The organism is Aphanizomenon sp. UHCC 0183 (assembly GCF_009712065.1).
In the GTDB taxonomy this organism is placed as follows: domain Bacteria; phylum Cyanobacteriota; class Cyanobacteriia; order Cyanobacteriales; family Nostocaceae; genus Dolichospermum; species Dolichospermum heterosporum.
In genome coordinates this window covers 1-15,803 of record NZ_VILC01000048.1, presented here as the reverse complement: position 1 = coordinate 15,803, position 15,803 = coordinate 1, and the positions used below count along the sequence as shown (strand labels likewise).

At 44.2% G+C, this 15,803-nt stretch carries 12 protein-coding genes; 4 read left to right on the top strand and 8 right to left on the bottom strand.

Annotated elements, in window-relative coordinates:
- Positions 1–217: 217 nt before the first annotated feature.
- The 5 genes from FJR37_RS16460 to rpsT all read right to left on the bottom strand — a co-directional run bounded on the left by FJR37_RS16460 (position 218) and on the right by rpsT (position 7,651).
- Positions 218–2,110: a DNA-directed RNA polymerase subunit gamma gene (locus tag FJR37_RS16460; protein WP_053540076.1), complete on the bottom strand. Its 1,893-nt coding sequence runs from the start codon at positions 2,108–2,110 to the stop codon at positions 218–220.
- Positions 2,111–2,306: 196 nt separating this feature from the next.
- Complete coding sequence (rpoB, locus tag FJR37_RS16455) at positions 2,307–5,645, bottom strand: DNA-directed RNA polymerase subunit beta (RefSeq protein ID WP_027404243.1); 3,339 nt, start codon at positions 5,643–5,645, stop codon at positions 2,307–2,309.
- 93 nt (positions 5,646–5,738) lie between these two features.
- Positions 5,739–5,861 carry a hypothetical protein gene (locus tag FJR37_RS27455; RefSeq protein ID WP_255549966.1) on the bottom strand — a complete coding sequence of 41 codons (123 nt, stop codon included), beginning with the start codon at positions 5,859–5,861 and terminating at the stop codon, positions 5,739–5,741.
- A gap of 521 nt (positions 5,862–6,382) precedes the next feature.
- Positions 6,383–7,168, bottom strand: a complete 786-nt coding sequence (locus tag FJR37_RS16450) for a TatD family hydrolase (RefSeq protein WP_168466553.1) — start codon at positions 7,166–7,168, stop codon at positions 6,383–6,385.
- Between the two features lie 195 nt (positions 7,169–7,363).
- Entirely contained in the window at positions 7,364–7,651 is a 288-nt protein-coding gene (gene rpsT, locus FJR37_RS16445; RefSeq protein WP_039202355.1) for a 30S ribosomal protein S20, read from the bottom strand.
- Positions 7,652–8,121: 470 nt separating this feature from the next.
- Between rpsT and hisD the strand changes: the two genes are divergently transcribed.
- Positions 8,122–9,417: a histidinol dehydrogenase gene (gene hisD / locus FJR37_RS16440; RefSeq protein ID WP_168466552.1), complete on the top strand. Its 1,296-nt coding sequence runs from the start codon at positions 8,122–8,124 to the stop codon at positions 9,415–9,417.
- A 249-nt stretch (positions 9,418–9,666) separates the two neighbouring features.
- Positions 9,667–10,836, top strand: coding sequence for a homocysteine biosynthesis protein (locus tag FJR37_RS16435; protein WP_168466551.1), 1,170 nt, complete (start codon positions 9,667–9,669; stop codon positions 10,834–10,836).
- 126 nt (positions 10,837–10,962) lie between these two features.
- Here FJR37_RS16435 and FJR37_RS16430 read toward each other — a convergent pair whose 3' ends face one another.
- Positions 10,963–11,952, bottom strand: a complete 990-nt coding sequence (locus FJR37_RS16430; protein WP_168466550.1) for a hypothetical protein — start codon at positions 11,950–11,952, stop codon at positions 10,963–10,965.
- Between the two features lie 390 nt (positions 11,953–12,342).
- Here FJR37_RS16430 and FJR37_RS16425 point away from each other — a divergent pair, with 390 nt between their 5' ends.
- Positions 12,343–13,230 carry a lipopolysaccharide assembly protein LapB gene (locus FJR37_RS16425; protein ID WP_039202368.1) on the top strand — a complete coding sequence of 296 codons (888 nt, stop codon included), beginning with the start codon at positions 12,343–12,345 and terminating at the stop codon, positions 13,228–13,230.
- Between the two features lie 123 nt (positions 13,231–13,353).
- Here the strand turns inward: FJR37_RS16425 and FJR37_RS16420 are convergent, their stop codons facing one another.
- Entirely contained in the window at positions 13,354–13,971 is a 618-nt protein-coding gene (locus FJR37_RS16420; protein ID WP_039202350.1) for a TMEM165/GDT1 family protein, read from the bottom strand.
- Positions 13,972–14,250: 279 nt separating this feature from the next.
- Between FJR37_RS16420 and arsM the strand changes: the two genes are divergently transcribed.
- Positions 14,251–15,219 (top strand): arsenosugar biosynthesis arsenite methyltransferase ArsM, encoded by a 969-nt coding sequence (arsM, locus tag FJR37_RS16415; RefSeq protein WP_039202348.1) that lies wholly within the window; start codon positions 14,251–14,253, stop codon positions 15,217–15,219.
- 67 nt (positions 15,220–15,286) lie between these two features.
- Here the strand turns inward: arsM and FJR37_RS16410 are convergent.
- The coding region (locus FJR37_RS16410) for an Rpn family recombination-promoting nuclease/putative transposase (RefSeq protein WP_168466549.1) at positions 15,287–15,803 on the bottom strand (517 nt) is incomplete at its 5' end.

The following is a 15,803-nucleotide window of genomic DNA, read 5'->3' as shown; positions in this document are numbered from 1 at the left end:
GTGGGGGGAGTAGGGGGAGGCAAGAGTAAAAATATTCTCCCCTACATCCCTACCTCCCCTACCTCCTCTACCTCCCCTACCTCCTCTACCTCCCCCACATCCCCCACATCCCCCACATCCCCTACCTCCCCCACCTCCTCTACCTCCCCCACCTCCTCTACCTCCCCCACATCCCCTACCTCCCCTACATCCCTACCTCCCCCACCTCCCCTACTCCCTACGCATCTATCGCTTCCTGAATCGCCTTGTTATAAATCGCCCTGCCAGGAGTCGTATAAATGTACTGAGAAATCAAATTTCCCTGACCATCTTCCCGTACCCGGCGGAACTTATAGATTAGGGTGCGACTTGTCACCCTACCCTTAGCATCCTTGTCCTCAATCACTTCCAAAGGTTCAGTATCCGGTTCACCCGAATCAATTTCCCCATCAAAGCGCACGTAAATATAGGCATGAAGTTCCACCTGTTGCGCCTCATAAGCCATAATTACATCATCCAAAGAGGAGAAATACTTACCTGCCCCCTTCGTTGCATTGGGATTTTCCGCCGTCAGATAATACGCCCCCAACACCATATCTTGGCTAGGAGTCACAATCGGTTTACCCGTTGCCGGTGACAAAATATTATTAGAAGCCAACATCAACAACCGCGCCTCCGCCTGACTCTCCAAGGACAACGGCACATGAACCGCCATTTGGTCACCGTCAAAGTCAGCATTAAACGCCGGACACACCAAAGGATGTAATTGAATCGCTCTTCCTTCCACCAAAATCGGTTCAAAAGCCTGAATCCCCAAGCGGTGCAGCGTCGGCGCTCGGTTTAACATCACCGGATGTCCCTCAATCACCTCCTGCAACACATCCCACACACTGGGATCATTACGAGAAATCAGCTTCTTCGCCGCCTTGATATTATTCACCATCCCCGACCGAATCAAACGATTGATTACAAAGGGCTGGAACAACTCAATCGCCATCTCTCGTGGCAGTCCACACTGGTGAATCTTCAGCTTTGGTCCGACCACAATTACCGATCGCCCTGAATAGTCCACCCGTTTCCCCAACAGGTTTTGTCGGAACCGTCCTTGTTTGCCCTCAATAATATCCGACAACGACTTCAGCGGGCGGTTATTAGCCCCCACCACCGTCCGTCCCCGGCGACCATTATCAATCAAGGCATCCACAGCCTCTTGCAGCATCCGTTTCTCGTTACGGACAATAATCTCCGGGGCGAGAATTTCCTGAAGCCTAGCCAAACGGTTGTTGCGATTAATTACCCGGCGATACAAATCATTCAAATCGCTTGTCGCAAACCGCCCCCCATCCAACTGCACCATCGGGCGCAAATCTGGGGGAATCACGGGGATAATTTCCATCACCATCCATTCTGGGTGCGAACCGGTAGCGATGAAATTATCAATCACCCGCAGCCGTTTAATTAACTTCGCCCGTTTCTGTCCCTTGGCTTTCTCAATTTCTTCCCGCAGGCTTTCCGCCTCCTGCTCCAAATTAATATCCGCCAACAACCGCAACAGAGCCTCAGCCCCAATGCCCACTTCCACACCCTCTAACTGGGAATCTTCGCTGTAGATAGCATCCTCAATTTCTAGCCACTGGTCTTCACTCAACAGTTGTTTGTAACTGAGAGTATCCGCGTTACCAGGCGCTAAAACACAGTAAGAGTTGAAATAAACAATCTGCTCCACATCCCGCAGCGGCATATCCAGGAGAATCGCAATATAGCTAGGAATCCCCTTTAAATACCAAACATGAGCCACCGGGGCAGCCAACTTAATAAAACCCATCCTGTGACGACGGACGCGGGATTCTGTTACTTCTACACCACAGCGCTCGCACACAATCCCTCTATGGCGCACCCGCTTGTACTTACCACAATGGCACTCCCAATCCTTAGCCGGTCCAAAAATTCTTTCACAAAACAAGCCATCCATTTCCGGCTTGAGAGTCCGGTAATTAATAGTTTCTGGCTTGGTAACTTCACCTACGAGTTGTCCATTAGGCAAGGTACGCTCACCCCACTGGCGGATGCGTTCTGGCGAAGCTATACCAATTTTTACGTAGTCAAATTGATTATTTTGGGGGGATCTCATATTAAAAAAGTCAAAAGTCAAAAGTCAAAAGTCAAAAGTCAGGAGAAGGAAGGAAGAAGAAAGAAGGAAGAAGGAAGAAGGAAGAAGAAAGAAGGAAGAAGAAAGAAGTAAATTAATTTATACCCCTCCTCCCTGCTCCCTGCTCCCTGCCCCCTGCTCCCTGTTCCCTGTTCCCTGTCACCTGTCACCTGCCTCACTAATCATCTCCTTCCAAAGATTCACGGGAAAGCGACTCATAGGTGGGTCTAGGTGGTGTCCGTCGAGCAGCTTGATCTGCCATCAGGTCTACCTCCACATCCAAAGAACTACCATCTGCTTGAGTTTCTACCTTATGCACCGCAATATCTAAGCCCAAAGACTGCAACTCGCGCATCAATACCTTGAAGGATTCAGGAGTACCAGGACGGGGAATAGCTTTGCCTTTGACAATGGCATTCAGAGCCTCATTCCGTCCCTGCATATCATCGGACTTAACTGTTAACAACTCCTGCAAGGTATAAGCAGCACCGAAAGCCTCCAATGCCCAAACTTCCATTTCTCCAAATCTTTGCCCACCCTGTTGAGCCTTACCACCCAAAGGTTGCTGAGTCACCAAAGAGTAGGGACCTGTAGAACGAGCGTGAATCTTGTCATCAACCAAATGCACGAGTTTGAGCATATAGGCAACACCGACAGTAATCGCCCGGTCAAAGGGTTCGCCTGTGCGACCGTCATAGACCATGATTTTCCCCGCATTGTCGGGGTTATATACCCAATCCTTAGCAGTTTCGTCTCTGGCTTCTTGGAGTTTGCCGTGAACTAGGCGACGGGAAGTTTCTTCCCCGTACATTTCGTCGAAAGGAGTAATTTTGAACCTGACTCCCAAATTATGACCAGCCCAACCTAGCAAACATTCAAACACCTGACCGACGTTCATCCGGCTAGGTACACCCAAAGGATTAAGAACAATATCTACGGGTGAACCATCGGCTAAATAGGGCATATCTTCAGCAGGCAAAATCCGGGAAATGATCCCTTTGTTACCATGTCTCCCTGCCATTTTGTCACCCACTTGGATTTTGCGCTTTTGAGCTACATAAACCCGAACCACCATATTTGCCCCTGGTGGCAGTTCATCACCTTGTTCACGGGTGAATAACCGGACATCAACTACCCGACCTTTTTCACCATTGGGAACTCGCAGAGAGTTGTCGCGGACATCGCGGGCTTTTTCACCAAAGATAGCCCGGAGCAGTTTTTCTTCTGGGGGTTGGTCTGATTCACCTTTGGGAGTGACTTTACCAACGAGAATATCTCCAGCATCTACCCATGCGCCAATCCGAATAATCCCTTGTTCATCTAATTGTCTAAGGGCATCTTCACCGACGTTGGGAATTTCTCTGGTGATTTCTTCCGGTCCGAGTTTAGTTTGTCGCGCCTCGATTTCGTATTTTTCGATGTGGATTGAGGTATAAACATCTTCCTGCACCAAGCGCTCGGAAATGAGAATCGCATCCTCGTAGTTGTAACCTTCCCAGGGCATATAGGCGACAACGATGTTTTGTCCTAATGCCAGTTCTCCACCTTCTGTAGAGGAACCATCTGCCAATACCTGACCGGCAACGACTTTTTCGCCGATTCTCACCAATGGTTTCTGATTTAAGCAGGTATCTTGGTTAGAACGTTGGTATTTGGAAAGTTTGTATTTAAGTTCTTGGCCTTTTTCAATAACTTGGCTACCACTGGCTGCGGACAATTGACCACTAGCGCGAACACGAATTTCTGTGGCATCAACATACACTACATCGCCATCTGTGCGGGAAACTATGACCATCCCGGAGTCTCTCGCGGCTTGAGCTTCCAAACCTGTTCCCACTAAGGGGCGTTCTGGTTTTAACAGGGGTACAGCTTGGCGTTGCATATTAGAACCCATTAGCGCTCGGTTAGCGTCGTCATGTTCCAAGAAGGGAATCATGCTGGTAGCTACTGAGACTATCTGGACTGGGGAAACTGCCACGTAATCCACTTGTTCAGGTCCGGTGGTTGTCCAGTCTTGGCGATAGCGAACTGGTACTTGTGGTCCTTTGATGTAACCGTTTTCATCTAGGGGAACGTCACCGGTGGCTGTGCGGAGGTCGTCTTCTTCGTCTGCTGTCATGTAGACGGGCGGAACATCAAATAAGACTTTGCCGTTTTCTACTGGTCTAAAGGGTGTTTCTAGAAAACCGTAGAGGTTAACACGGGCATGGGTAGCTAATGAACCAATGAGTCCGGCGTTTGGTCCTTCTGGTGTTTCGATGGGACAAATCCGTCCGTAGTGGCTGGGGTGAATATCTCGAACTGCAAACCCGGCTCTTTCTCTGGTTAGACCACCTGGACCCAAGGCACTGAGGCGGCGTTTATGGGTCAATTCCGCTAGGGGGTTGGTTTGATCCATGAATTGACTTAGTTGGCTTGAACCAAAGAATTCTTTGATGGCTGCTACTAAGGGTTTGGGGTTAACTAGGGATGCGGGAGTCAGAACTTCGGCATCGGATACGGTCATCCGTTCTCGAATAATTCTTTCTAGGCGGTTTAACCCTACTCTGACTTGGTTTTGCAGTAATTCCCCAACGCTTCTGACTCGGCGATTTCCGAGGTGGTCAATGTCATCAATACTACCGATATCGTATTCTAGGTTAATTAGGTAATCAATGGCAGCGAGAATGTCCCCAGGGGTAAGGACGCGCATGGTGTCGGGGGCGGAAAGACGAAGTTTTTTGTTGAGTTTATAACGACCAACTTTTCCCAGGTCATAGCGTTTAGGATCAAAGAAGCGGGAGTCTAAAAGCTGTTGTCCGCCTAAAACTGTAGGTGGTTCACCGGGACGAAGTTTTCGATATAATTCCATTAGGGCTTCTTCTTCGGAAAATTGCCCTTCTTTTTCTATGGTTTTTTGGAAGTATTCTGGATGGCGCAGGGCATCAAAAATTTCGTTGTCGGATAATCCCAGTGCTTTCAGAAGTACCTGGGCTGATAGTTTCCGGGTTTTATCTATCCGTACCCAAACTAGGTCATTACGATCTGTTTCAAATTTGAGCCATGCGCCCCGGTTAGGAATTAAGCTGGCGGAATAGGTACGTCTTCCGTTTTTATCAATTTCTGATTTATAGTAAACTCCAGGCGATCGCACAATCTGATTGACAATGACACGCTCGGCTCCATTAATGATAAATGTGCCTCTATCTGTCATCAAGGGCAGATCACCAATGAATACTTCTTGTTCTTTAATGTCTCCTGTTTCTTTGTTCAGTAGACGGGTAGGAACATACATTTGCACTGCATAGGTGCTGTCTCTCCGCTTGGATTCTTCAACGCTGTATTTAGGTTCTTTGAGTTTATAGTTATTACCTAAAAAGTGCAGTTCTAATTTGCCAGTGTAGTCTGTAATTGGACTAAAAGAATTCAGTTCTTCTATTAGCCCTTCTTCTAGAAACCAGCGAAAACTAGAACGCTGAATTTCAATCAAGTCGGGTAACAGAAAGGCGGATTCCATGTATTTGTCGTCGTTAGTCATGCCTTTACCTTTATCAACCTGGTTAAACTTTGAAGGAAGCCGATAGCTTGCATGGCGCAGCCATAGCTGCGAGTCTGCCATGAGGGCTTTGTGTTAGAATATGAGTCCAAAGGTATGAAGTCCATAAGCTTGACAATATTCGGCTGCTAGATTTTTGACTGATAGCGCAACAGTCGCGTTAGCCCTAAAATTTCTTTCTACTTCACACTTTTTCACCTTTTACACCTCACACTTGATCCTGGTTGTGGATTCCCAAAACCGGGGACTGACACCGGAGTAGGATTCGATAGGCAACGTTGTGTTTAAGGCTGCACTATGGATTTGATATTGCTATGATTGTCTGGAGTGGACAATTACTTTTAACGATTTTCTATAGGTTTGATATACCAAAGGATTGCCGTTTCTACCTTTTCAAGTTTTTTCCAGTGAAACCTTGGTTGCCAATGCTTGTGATCTATTGAGAGCATCCGTTTGTAGAGATTTAAGTGGATGGGCAGACAATGTTGGATTTTAGATCTGGGTCGCTTCGATTGATTAAGCGGGCTAAAACCACAAACTCTCAAACTGGCTAATATCGGGTTGATAACAGCACAAATTGAGCTTTAGGAATTATTATCCTTCCTTTACCATTATGGCTTGACCTAAATGTTTTGGAGGGATTAATTTTAGCACATTTTTATCCTCCGTTTGGATCTTATAAGTTAAATCATTGCTAATGCTAAAGATTTGATGATCATTTATAATGATAGACCGAATAATCTACAGGCATTTTGGGTGGTTTTCTGGGCAATTTCTTCTATTGTTTCGGCTCGTAGTTTTGCTAGTGCTTCCGCTACATAGCGAACATAGGCTGGTTCATTGCGTTTTTCACCCCGTTTAGGTACGGGCGACAGAAATGGACAATCTGTTTCTATCAGCAAGCGATCGCTGTTCACCATAGCCGCGCTCGCTTGAATAGTTTGAGCATTCTTGAAGGTAACAGTGCCGCTGAAGCTAATATAGAAGCCTAAATCCAGAAACCATTGAGTTTCTTCTGGTGTCCCTCCCCAGCAGTGCATGACACCCCGTACTCTTTCTCCATGCAAGTCCCGCCATTTTTGCAGTACGTCTCTGACAGCAGGTGCAGCATCACGACAATGGATGATCACTGGTAAATTGAGTTCACAAGCGATCGCTAATTGTGATGCAAATACTTGATGTTGATGCTCATAGTTATCTGCTTTGTAGAAATCCAACCCCATTTCCCCAATGGCTACCACCTGGGAATGAGAACTGGCTAAAGACTTGATTTGGGTAGCTGTTTGCTGATCCCATTTATGAGCATCTAGAGGATGCAGCCCTACAGCAAAACTAAGTTCAGGAAACTGCTCTGCTATAGCTTGAATGCTCGCAAATTCCTGGGGGTGAACACAGGAGTGGACTAATCGCACTACTCCTGCTTCTTGCCACCGAGAACGCACGGCTGCTAAATCTGGCTGAAAGATGTCAAAGTTAATGTGTACGTGGGTATCTATAAGTTGCATGGCTTGTTGGTGAAAAATTTTAGATTTTGGATTTTAGATTTTGGATTGAGAATTTTTGGGACAAGATCCGCCATGAGAGAGCGGAATTAATCCAAAGTCACCAATCTAAAATCATCAGTCTCCACACTTGAGGGTAGAAGTAAATCCAAAATCGTAAATCCAAAATCCAAAATCTCTTGACCACTGAACTATTGACTAAGCGGTAAGGGTTTTGTGTTTATGAGCCAATCTTGACTTTTTTCTGGCTCCATTGTTGGGATGCAGCACGCCAGTTTTTACAGCTTTATCAATTTTGCTGTAAGCTTCTGACATTCTCGCTTCCACTTCCTGCTTGAGTTCTGTTGTCGGGTTAGCAGCACAAGCTTCCACAGAACTAAAGTATTTTTTCATCAGCGTTCTCACGGCTGATTTATATGCTTTATTACGCAGTCGGTTACGTTCTGCGATTTGTGCGCGTTTAAGAGCAGACTTTGTATTCGCCACAGTAATTCCAAAAAAGACTATTAATTATGTACACACACTACTAGGTTTAATAAATATAGCATTATTTTCGCTAATGTGATAGTTTCTGAAAAAAATATTTTATTTGGGCGGAAAAGCTGATGCCTGCGCCTGAAAAAATAGATTAAAATGATTTACTGACAAAGAAACCAGATCAGTTCCCCAAATTCAGACTTCTGGAATATTAAATTTCTCAGGCTGTCTGAATTTTATCAAGTAGTATCAAAAAAAATCCAGGTTAAGCTAGAGAAGAGAATTACATTCAGCTTGATCCCCTAACACGGCAAAACGGAAGTCGAAAGTCAAAAGTCAAAAGTCAGAAAGCTTGATATTTTAGGCTTTTTAGCTATTGTGAATGGTTGTTCTACTAACGCGATGTTGTCGTAGCTGGTCTAAAGCTGAGATGGTTCTTGTTTTGTGAATATTGTAAAATTTGGTATTGTCATTACTCCATGCTGCGAATTATTACTCAGCAGGCAGACGTTAGATCAGAACTTCAACGAATCTGCGATCGCACCCAGGATGAACAGGTACTTCATAAAGAAGCAACAGTCCGCGAAGTGTTGCAAGCGGTGAAGCGCCAAGGCGACAAGGCTGTACTACATTATACAGCCGAATTTGATCACCAAATTCTGAAAGCAGAAGAACTCAAGGTAACAGGATCAGAACTGGATGCAGCCTACCAACAGGTATCCAAGGATTTGCTCCAGGCGATTCGACTAGCTTGCCAAAAAATAGAGGCTTTTCACAGTCAGCGTATCCCCAAAAGCTGGGTACAGTTTGGCGATGATGAAGTAGTTTTAGGCAAACGCTACACCCCGGTAGATCGAGCAGGTTTATATATACCAGGCGGTCGGGCTTGTTATCCCAGTACAGTGTTAATGAATGCCATTCCCGCAAAAGTGGCGGGTGTCCCTCGTGTAGTGATGGTGACACCAGTGAGAGGCGGTAAAATGGTGAATCCTGCGGTTTTGGTAGCGGCCCAAGAAGCAGGAGTTCAGGAAATTTACCGTGTGGGGGGCGCTCAAGCCATCGCAGCTTTAGCCTATGGCACGGAAACTATCCCCAAAGTCAATGTGATTACCGGACCTGGTAATATTTATGTCACCTTGGCTAAAAAGTTAGTTTACGGAACTGTGGGCATTGATTCTTTAGCAGGTCCTAGCGAAGTGCTGGTAATTGCTGATGAAACAGCTAATCCTGCTTATGTGGCGGCAGACTTATTAGCCCAAGCAGAGCATGATCCGATGGCGGCAGCGATTTTGCTGACAACGGATGCGGGGTTGGCGAAAAAAGTGCAAATGGCGGTGGAAAGACAATTGATAGATCACCCACGGCGGATAGATACGGAAAAGGCGATCGCCCATTATGGTTTAATTGTGGTGGTAGAATCCCTAGCCGCAGCAGCCGAACTTTCCAACGAATTTGCACCAGAACACCTAGAATTAGAAGTTGCCGATCCTTGGGCTTTAATGAACCAAATTCGCCATGCTGGGGCAATATTCCTGGGTAGTTCCACACCTGAAGCTGTAGGCGACTATTTGGCGGGTCCTAACCATACCTTACCTACTTCTGGTGCTGCCCGTTATGCTTCCGCTTTAGGGGTAGAAACATTTTTAAAACACTCAAGTATTATTCAATACTCACAAACTGCCTTGGAAAAAGTGGCATCTGCCATTGACATCTTAGCAACTACAGAAGGTCTACCTTCCCATGCTGATTCCGTTAAACTCAGAGTAGAGGATTGAGCGGGAATTTTAGATTTTAGATTTTAGATTTTAGATTTTAGAGTAAAAAAATTTGGTACAATCCCCGTCCTGAAGGATGGAAAAATACTCGCTGCGCTGCGTACACTTCGCTAACGTCAGTCCCAAATCCAAAATTTTCGGGCTTCTACACTTGAGGGTAGAGTCAATCCAAAATCGTTCGACTGAGCGAAGTCGAAGTCCAAAATCGTAAATCCAAAATCGAGTGATAGTCCTTCAAATAAATTTAAAATGCGAACAATTGCGGAAATTAATGAAAAAATCAGCCGAAAACGGGCGGTAATCTGGACTGCTGAAGAATTAAAAGCGCGAGTTGCTGAAATTGGTGTTGCTAAAACCGCTAAAGAAGTAGATGTAATTACCACTGGCACATTTGAGCCGATGGAATCAAGTGGTGCAATTATTAACTTAGGACATACTGACCCACCGATTAAAATTCGGCGTTGCTGGTTGGACGGAGTTCCAGCTTATGCTGGTTTTGGGGCGGTAGATTTATACTTGGGTGCTAGTTGTCCAGTTGATTCCCTAGATGGGGAAGAAGTGCGAGAACGTGGTGGTGGTCATGTAATTGAGGATTTAATTGCCGGTAAATCTATCCAAGTTCGCGCTATGGGACAAGTTACCGATTGTTACCCCAGAGCCACATTTGAAACCACTGTTACCCGTGACACTATCAATCAGTTTTATTTATTTAATCCGCGCAATCTTTATCAAAATTTTATTGTTGGGGTGAATGGAGGCGATCGCCCACTGCATACCTACTTAGGACCATTGCAACCCCGTGTGGGGAATGCGGTCTATTCTAACCCTGGTTCACTGTCACCCCTCCTCAATGATCCCGATTTACAACTTGTGGGGATTGGGACGAGGATCTTTCTCGCAGGGGGTATTGGTTATGTAGCTTGGGAAGGGACACAACATTTTCCCTTGCAAAAGCGTTTAGAAAATCGGACACCTATTGGACCATCGGCAACTTTAGCGTTAATTGGTGATGCTAAACAAATGGACGCGCGATGGATACGAGGTTGTTATTTTAAAAGCTATGGACCATCTTTAATGATGGGTGTAGGTGTACCACTGCCAGTTTTAAATACTGGTGTGGTAGAACGCTGTGCTGTCCAAGACAAAGACTTAGTAGCACCAATTGTAGATTTTTCAATTCCTCGTCGTGTCCGTCCTACTTTCGGTTTAGTGAGTTACGCTCAACTTAAATCTGGACGTATCACTATTGAAGGCAGGACTGTACGAGTAGCCTCTTTAGCTAGTTTGTTTCTTTCCCGACAAGTAGCCCAAGAGTTAAAACAATGGATTACTGAAGGGAAATTTACTCTCACTGAACCAGTAGCCCCAATTCCTATGGAGCGTTCTTTTTTACCTCAAGACCGTTGGACGGAATTTTAAGATGAGGAGTTCAGGAGGTAGGGGCGCAGGGCCTGCGCCCATTCAGGGGTTCAGGAGTTAGAAGTCAGGAGAAAGAAAATTATCCACTGACAACTGACAACTAACAACTGACAACTGACTAATTACCTAATCCCCAAGTTTAGGCTTTTTAACCGGCTTAGGAGTGGGGGTTTTTGGCACAGGTTTGGTGATGACTGTGGTGGCATCACCTGCTGTCTTTCTAATGGGACGTGGGGCTTCTCCATTGCGTCTAGGAGGGAATGGCTTTCTACCACCACCACCGGCACCACGAGGCGCTCCTTTGAAAGGTGGTCGGCGTTTTTTGGGTAAATCGGCGATCGCTTCGGCATTAACTATTACTAATGCGTCAGCTTCCCGTTTAACATTGAAGTCCCAGAACTTACCCACAGCTTTAGTGGTTAATACGCCCTTGAGTTTCAACTTAAAATATTTAGCTTTATCAGTAGGTTTACGGGGAGCTTGTTTGATTTTCACAACCAAACTCTTTTCGTCAAAGGACTGGTAAACTACCTCACCACGCACAGAAAAACCACCATCAGGAACTGCTGATGAGGGTTTTGGATGAATGCTTAACGCTACGCTACCGTTATCAGAAACTGCTGTCGAATCTGTACCAGCTTCATCTAGTTCATATTTCGCCAGATTTTCTGGTTCCCAAACACCAACAATTTGCAGGTGCAATGCGTCATTTTCTTGTCTAGTGCGGGGATAAACTACCCATAGATGTTCTGTTTCTAGGTCTAAGTGATTTTTGACTAAGCTCATAATCCGACCTAAGAGGACGGCATTAAGTTCAACCCCATCTTTTGTGATTAATGTTCCTTGGGTAAACTGTTCATCACTAGCATGGTAACACCCGCGAATTAACCCAATAGCTCGGTATTGAGTCGGTTCGCTAGGAGGTGGAATTGGTTGTTCTCGATTAGCCAAATGTCCATTAGAGTCAGGTTTGCTAGAGTCAGTGAGAGAACTTTCCAGTTTAGAGGATTGGTCTGCTAATGTATTAGCATTAACAGGGGATTCAATCTCTTTTACGCCTTGGTTAGAGGCTGTGAAATTTGCGGATTCAGAAGACGGCATCAGGTCGGAATTCATAAAAACTCCTTGCGGCACAAGACATACCCCATTGTGGGATTTAATAAAGCGATTGAAAAGAGCCAGTGTGTAACTGATTAAAGTATATTTCTTTTTAATCTGGCTACTCGCTTAATGCTCTGTACGAAAATCAAGACGCAAAATCCCACATTTATACACTAAATGTGCAATTTAGCGTCTTTAATCCAGTTATGGCTTACGCCAAGCTACGCTATCGGAAGCATAGCATGGCGATAATTCGGACGGGTCTTCCTAAAGTCATCACTTACTTTAGCAGGATAGATATTTATTTGTTATAAAATTCACAGACAAATGACCGTATTCCGCAAAGTTTTGGAAATTTTTAACTTTGCCATTAATTTCATTACCATTGAGGAGCAGAATAATATTGTGTCTGAATCGCGTAATCGCTGGATAGTCCGAGTAGTTTTAGCTTTCGCTGTTGTTGCTTTTTTGGGTGTTTCTATTATGCCCATCATTACAGCGGTTAATAAACCCCAATCATCTCCACAAAATCAGCCCACTGCTGACCCTAAAATATCTTTATCGGAGCAAAAGTCAAAACTGGAAGATCAAGTTCGGGGTTATGAATTAGTTTTACAGAAAGATACAGAAAATCAAACTGCACTCAAGGGACTTTTGCAAGCACGTCTCAGTTTGTTGAGTCAAAAAAGCCGAGGGGAAGTGAAACCAGCGGATATTCAAGCTGTAATTGAACCTTTGGAAAAACTCGCTAAACTCAATCCCCAACAGTCAGAGTATGGGGTTTTATTAGCACAAGCTAAACAACAAATTGGCGATAAGGAGGGGGCTGCTCAAACTTACCGGACTATTTTAACTACAAAACCGGGAGATTTAAAGGCTTTGCAGGGGATGGTGAATTTGCAATTAAGTGAAAAGCGTCCAGAAGCAGCTATTGGCTTATTACAAGAAAGTTTGTCCGCTGCTACTCAAGCTAATACTATTCAGCCGGGAAGCGTGGATGTAGTTGCTGTCCAAGTGCTTTTGGGTAGTGTCTACGCTTTTCAAAAGAATGATACTTTGGCTATTTCTGCCTATGATCAAGCAATTAAGAAAGATTCTCAAGATTTTCGCCCCGTTTTAGCAAAGGCTATGCTGTTTAAACAACAAGGTAAGCTTGATGAAGCAAAACCTTTATTTGATAGTGCCATAGCTTTAGCACCGGCTCAGTATAAGGACGAAATAAATAGGGCTGGAGCGGTTTCTGAGCCTACTCCTACGGCATCAGCTACGCCTTCACCTACGGTCACTCCGTAAGGGGTGGAGGGTAGAATCAGGATGAGGGCGCAGGATGAGGGCGCAGGATGAGGGCGTAGGATGAGGGTGCAGGATGAGGGCGTAGGATGAGGGCGCAGGCCCTGCGCCCCTACGGGGTTGAATTTATTTGCCTTCTATGGCGGCGACTATGCCGAAGATGATAAATAGGAAGCCGCCGATAAAGGTAATTTGCCGTTCGGAAATTTTACCTGCTATTAATCTACCACCGATGACGGCGATCGCTGCACAAATTGCGTGTCCTAATATTGCACCAGCGGTGACACCAATGGGGTTATTTCCAGCAGCTAGGGCTATGGTGGCTATTTGTGTGCGATCGCCCCATTCTGCTATAAATGTTAATAGGAAGGACTTTAGTAAAATTGACCAAACACTTTTTTGTTGGGAATTATCTAAATCTGCTTTTTCTACCGCCTCTTGTGCCTCTTCTACTACTTCTTCATTAGGAGACTTGGGCATTTTCTTGGCATCATAAATTAACTTCAAACCAAAAGCAATAAATAAAGCTATTTCGGCGTAATGAATATAGACTTTTGGCAAAAAAGATACGACTTGTCCAAATGCCACTGATAAGATAGTCATAGCCGCTAAAGCAGCAACCACACCAGCAAATACTAAACGCCGCGAGTGGTGCATGGACAAAATCACAGCAATAAAAAATGTTTTATCGCCTAGTTCGGAAATGGTAATTAGTAATAAACCTGCGGTAAAAGCTGTTAGCACTCTCTCAAACTCCTAAAGGATTTTTTACCTGTGTGGAGTATCAATGAGAGCAATCAAACCTCACTGAACTCCACATAGTTAAATGTGTAGTCAGTGAAGGTCTCGCTTTCAAATACTTTATTTATTCGCTATCTAAACCAGGCTCATCACCAGTATGTTGACTTAGATATACTGAACAGAAAACTTTGATTTACTGCCAGCAGCTACTCCCCTTCTATTAGTGATGTATAATACTCTTTTTGACAATAAAAGTCAAGCCATAAACCCTAATTTGAGATTATGACCTATTTAGAAACCGCAGCCGAATTTTACAGCCAAGTTGCTCAAACACCAGAAATAGGTCTTTGTTGTGTCCAAAGTACACCTTTACAACTACCAGGACTGAAAATTCCTCTAGCTATGCAGGAAATGAACTATGGTTGTGGAACTACAGTTCATCACAATGAACTCAGTAATGAACCCACAGTTTTATATGTTGGTGTCGGTGGTGGCTTAGAAGCTTTGCAATTTGCTTATTTTTCTCGTCGTCCTGGTGCGATTATTGCTGTCGAACCTGTGGAAGCTATGAGAGAAGCTGCAACCCGTAATTTACAACTTGCTGCAAAGGAAAACCCTTGGTTTGATCCTAGCTTTGTCGAAATTCGTCCGGGAGATGCTTTTAATTTACCTGTTGCGGATGCTTCTGTAGATGTAGTAGCGCAAAATTGCCTGTTTAATATTTTTGAACCAGCAGATTTAACTCGTGCTTTAAAGGAAGCATATCGGGTATTGAAACCAGGTGGACGCTTGCAGATGAGTGACCCGATTGCAACAAGTCCAATTCCTGCTCATTTACAACAAAATGAACATTTACGCGCTTTGTGTTTATCTGGCGCACTTACATATCAAGAGTATACTAACTTAATTATTAATGCTGGTTTTGGACAAATTGAAATTCGCGCTCGTCGTCCTTATCGCTTATTAGATAAACACAATTATCAATTAGAAGAAAATCTACTTTTAGAAAGTCTAGATTCTGTGGCTTTTAAAGTGGAAATTCCCGCGGACGGTGCTTGTATTTTTACTGGTAAAACAGCGATTTATGCAGGTAAGGAAATATTTTTTGATGATAAGAATGGGCATATTTTACAAAGAGGAATTCCCGCAGCAGTTTGTGATAAAACAGCTAGAAATTTAGCAGTTGTAAATCCTGAAGAAATTATAATTACTGATTCTACATGGTATTACGATGGTGGGGGATGTTGTTAATTTTAGATAGTTATAGCTTGCGTGACGATGCAATAATCATCCGCCACGCTATCAGCAAGTTCTAAAACTATGATTCTTGAATTTCCTTTTGTAAAGCCTGAATTTGTGCAAGAGATAATTCAGTAACTTCAGAAATTTGTTGTAAATTCATGCCAATTCGTAACAATTGCAAAGTAAACTTTTTGGTAGCTTCAGCTTTACCTTCAGCTTTACCTTCAGCTTTACCTTCAGCCTTACCTTCTTCTAAAGCTTCTTGATAAACTCTGGTTTGTTTCAACTCACTTAAACCTAACATAGCTTCAATCTCCTCTCTGCTTTTTTTGGGTAATTTGTAGACGATAATTGTCTCAATCAGATTAATTAAATCCCGTTTAATTTTGATATCAGTTAGTTGTTGGTTTGCTTGTGCAATTAAGCGTCTTGCTAATGCTGGTGCAGCCTTCTCTGTTTCTATTACTAGTTTAACAACTCCCACCCCTAAAGAACTCTCTCCCAACTCATCTAAATAAATGCGTGTAACTCTTTCAAGCAGCAAGATTTCGCCAAATTGTAAATTCTGTTCTCTTTCTATATTACGACTAGGA

What these genes read in the sequence shown, in the direction of transcription:
- FJR37_RS16460 (WP_053540076.1), bottom strand. Translation starts at nt 2,110, where the DNA reads ATGAGATCCCCCCAAAATAATCAATTTGACTACGTAAAAATTGGTATA.
- rpoB (WP_027404243.1), bottom strand. Translation starts at nt 5,645, where the DNA reads ATGACTAACGACGACAAATACATGGAATCCGCCTTTCTGTTACCCGAC.
- FJR37_RS16450 (WP_168466553.1), bottom strand. Translation starts at nt 7,168, where the DNA reads ATGCAACTTATAGATACCCACGTACACATTAACTTTGACATCTTTCAG.
- hisD (WP_168466552.1), top strand. Translation starts at nt 8,122, where the DNA reads ATGCTGCGAATTATTACTCAGCAGGCAGACGTTAGATCAGAACTTCAA.
- FJR37_RS16435 (WP_168466551.1), top strand. Translation starts at nt 9,667, where the DNA reads ATGCGAACAATTGCGGAAATTAATGAAAAAATCAGCCGAAAACGGGCG.
- FJR37_RS16430 (WP_168466550.1), bottom strand. Translation starts at nt 11,952, where the DNA reads ATGAATTCCGACCTGATGCCGTCTTCTGAATCCGCAAATTTCACAGCC.
- arsM (WP_039202348.1), top strand. Translation starts at nt 14,251, where the DNA reads ATGACCTATTTAGAAACCGCAGCCGAATTTTACAGCCAAGTTGCTCAA.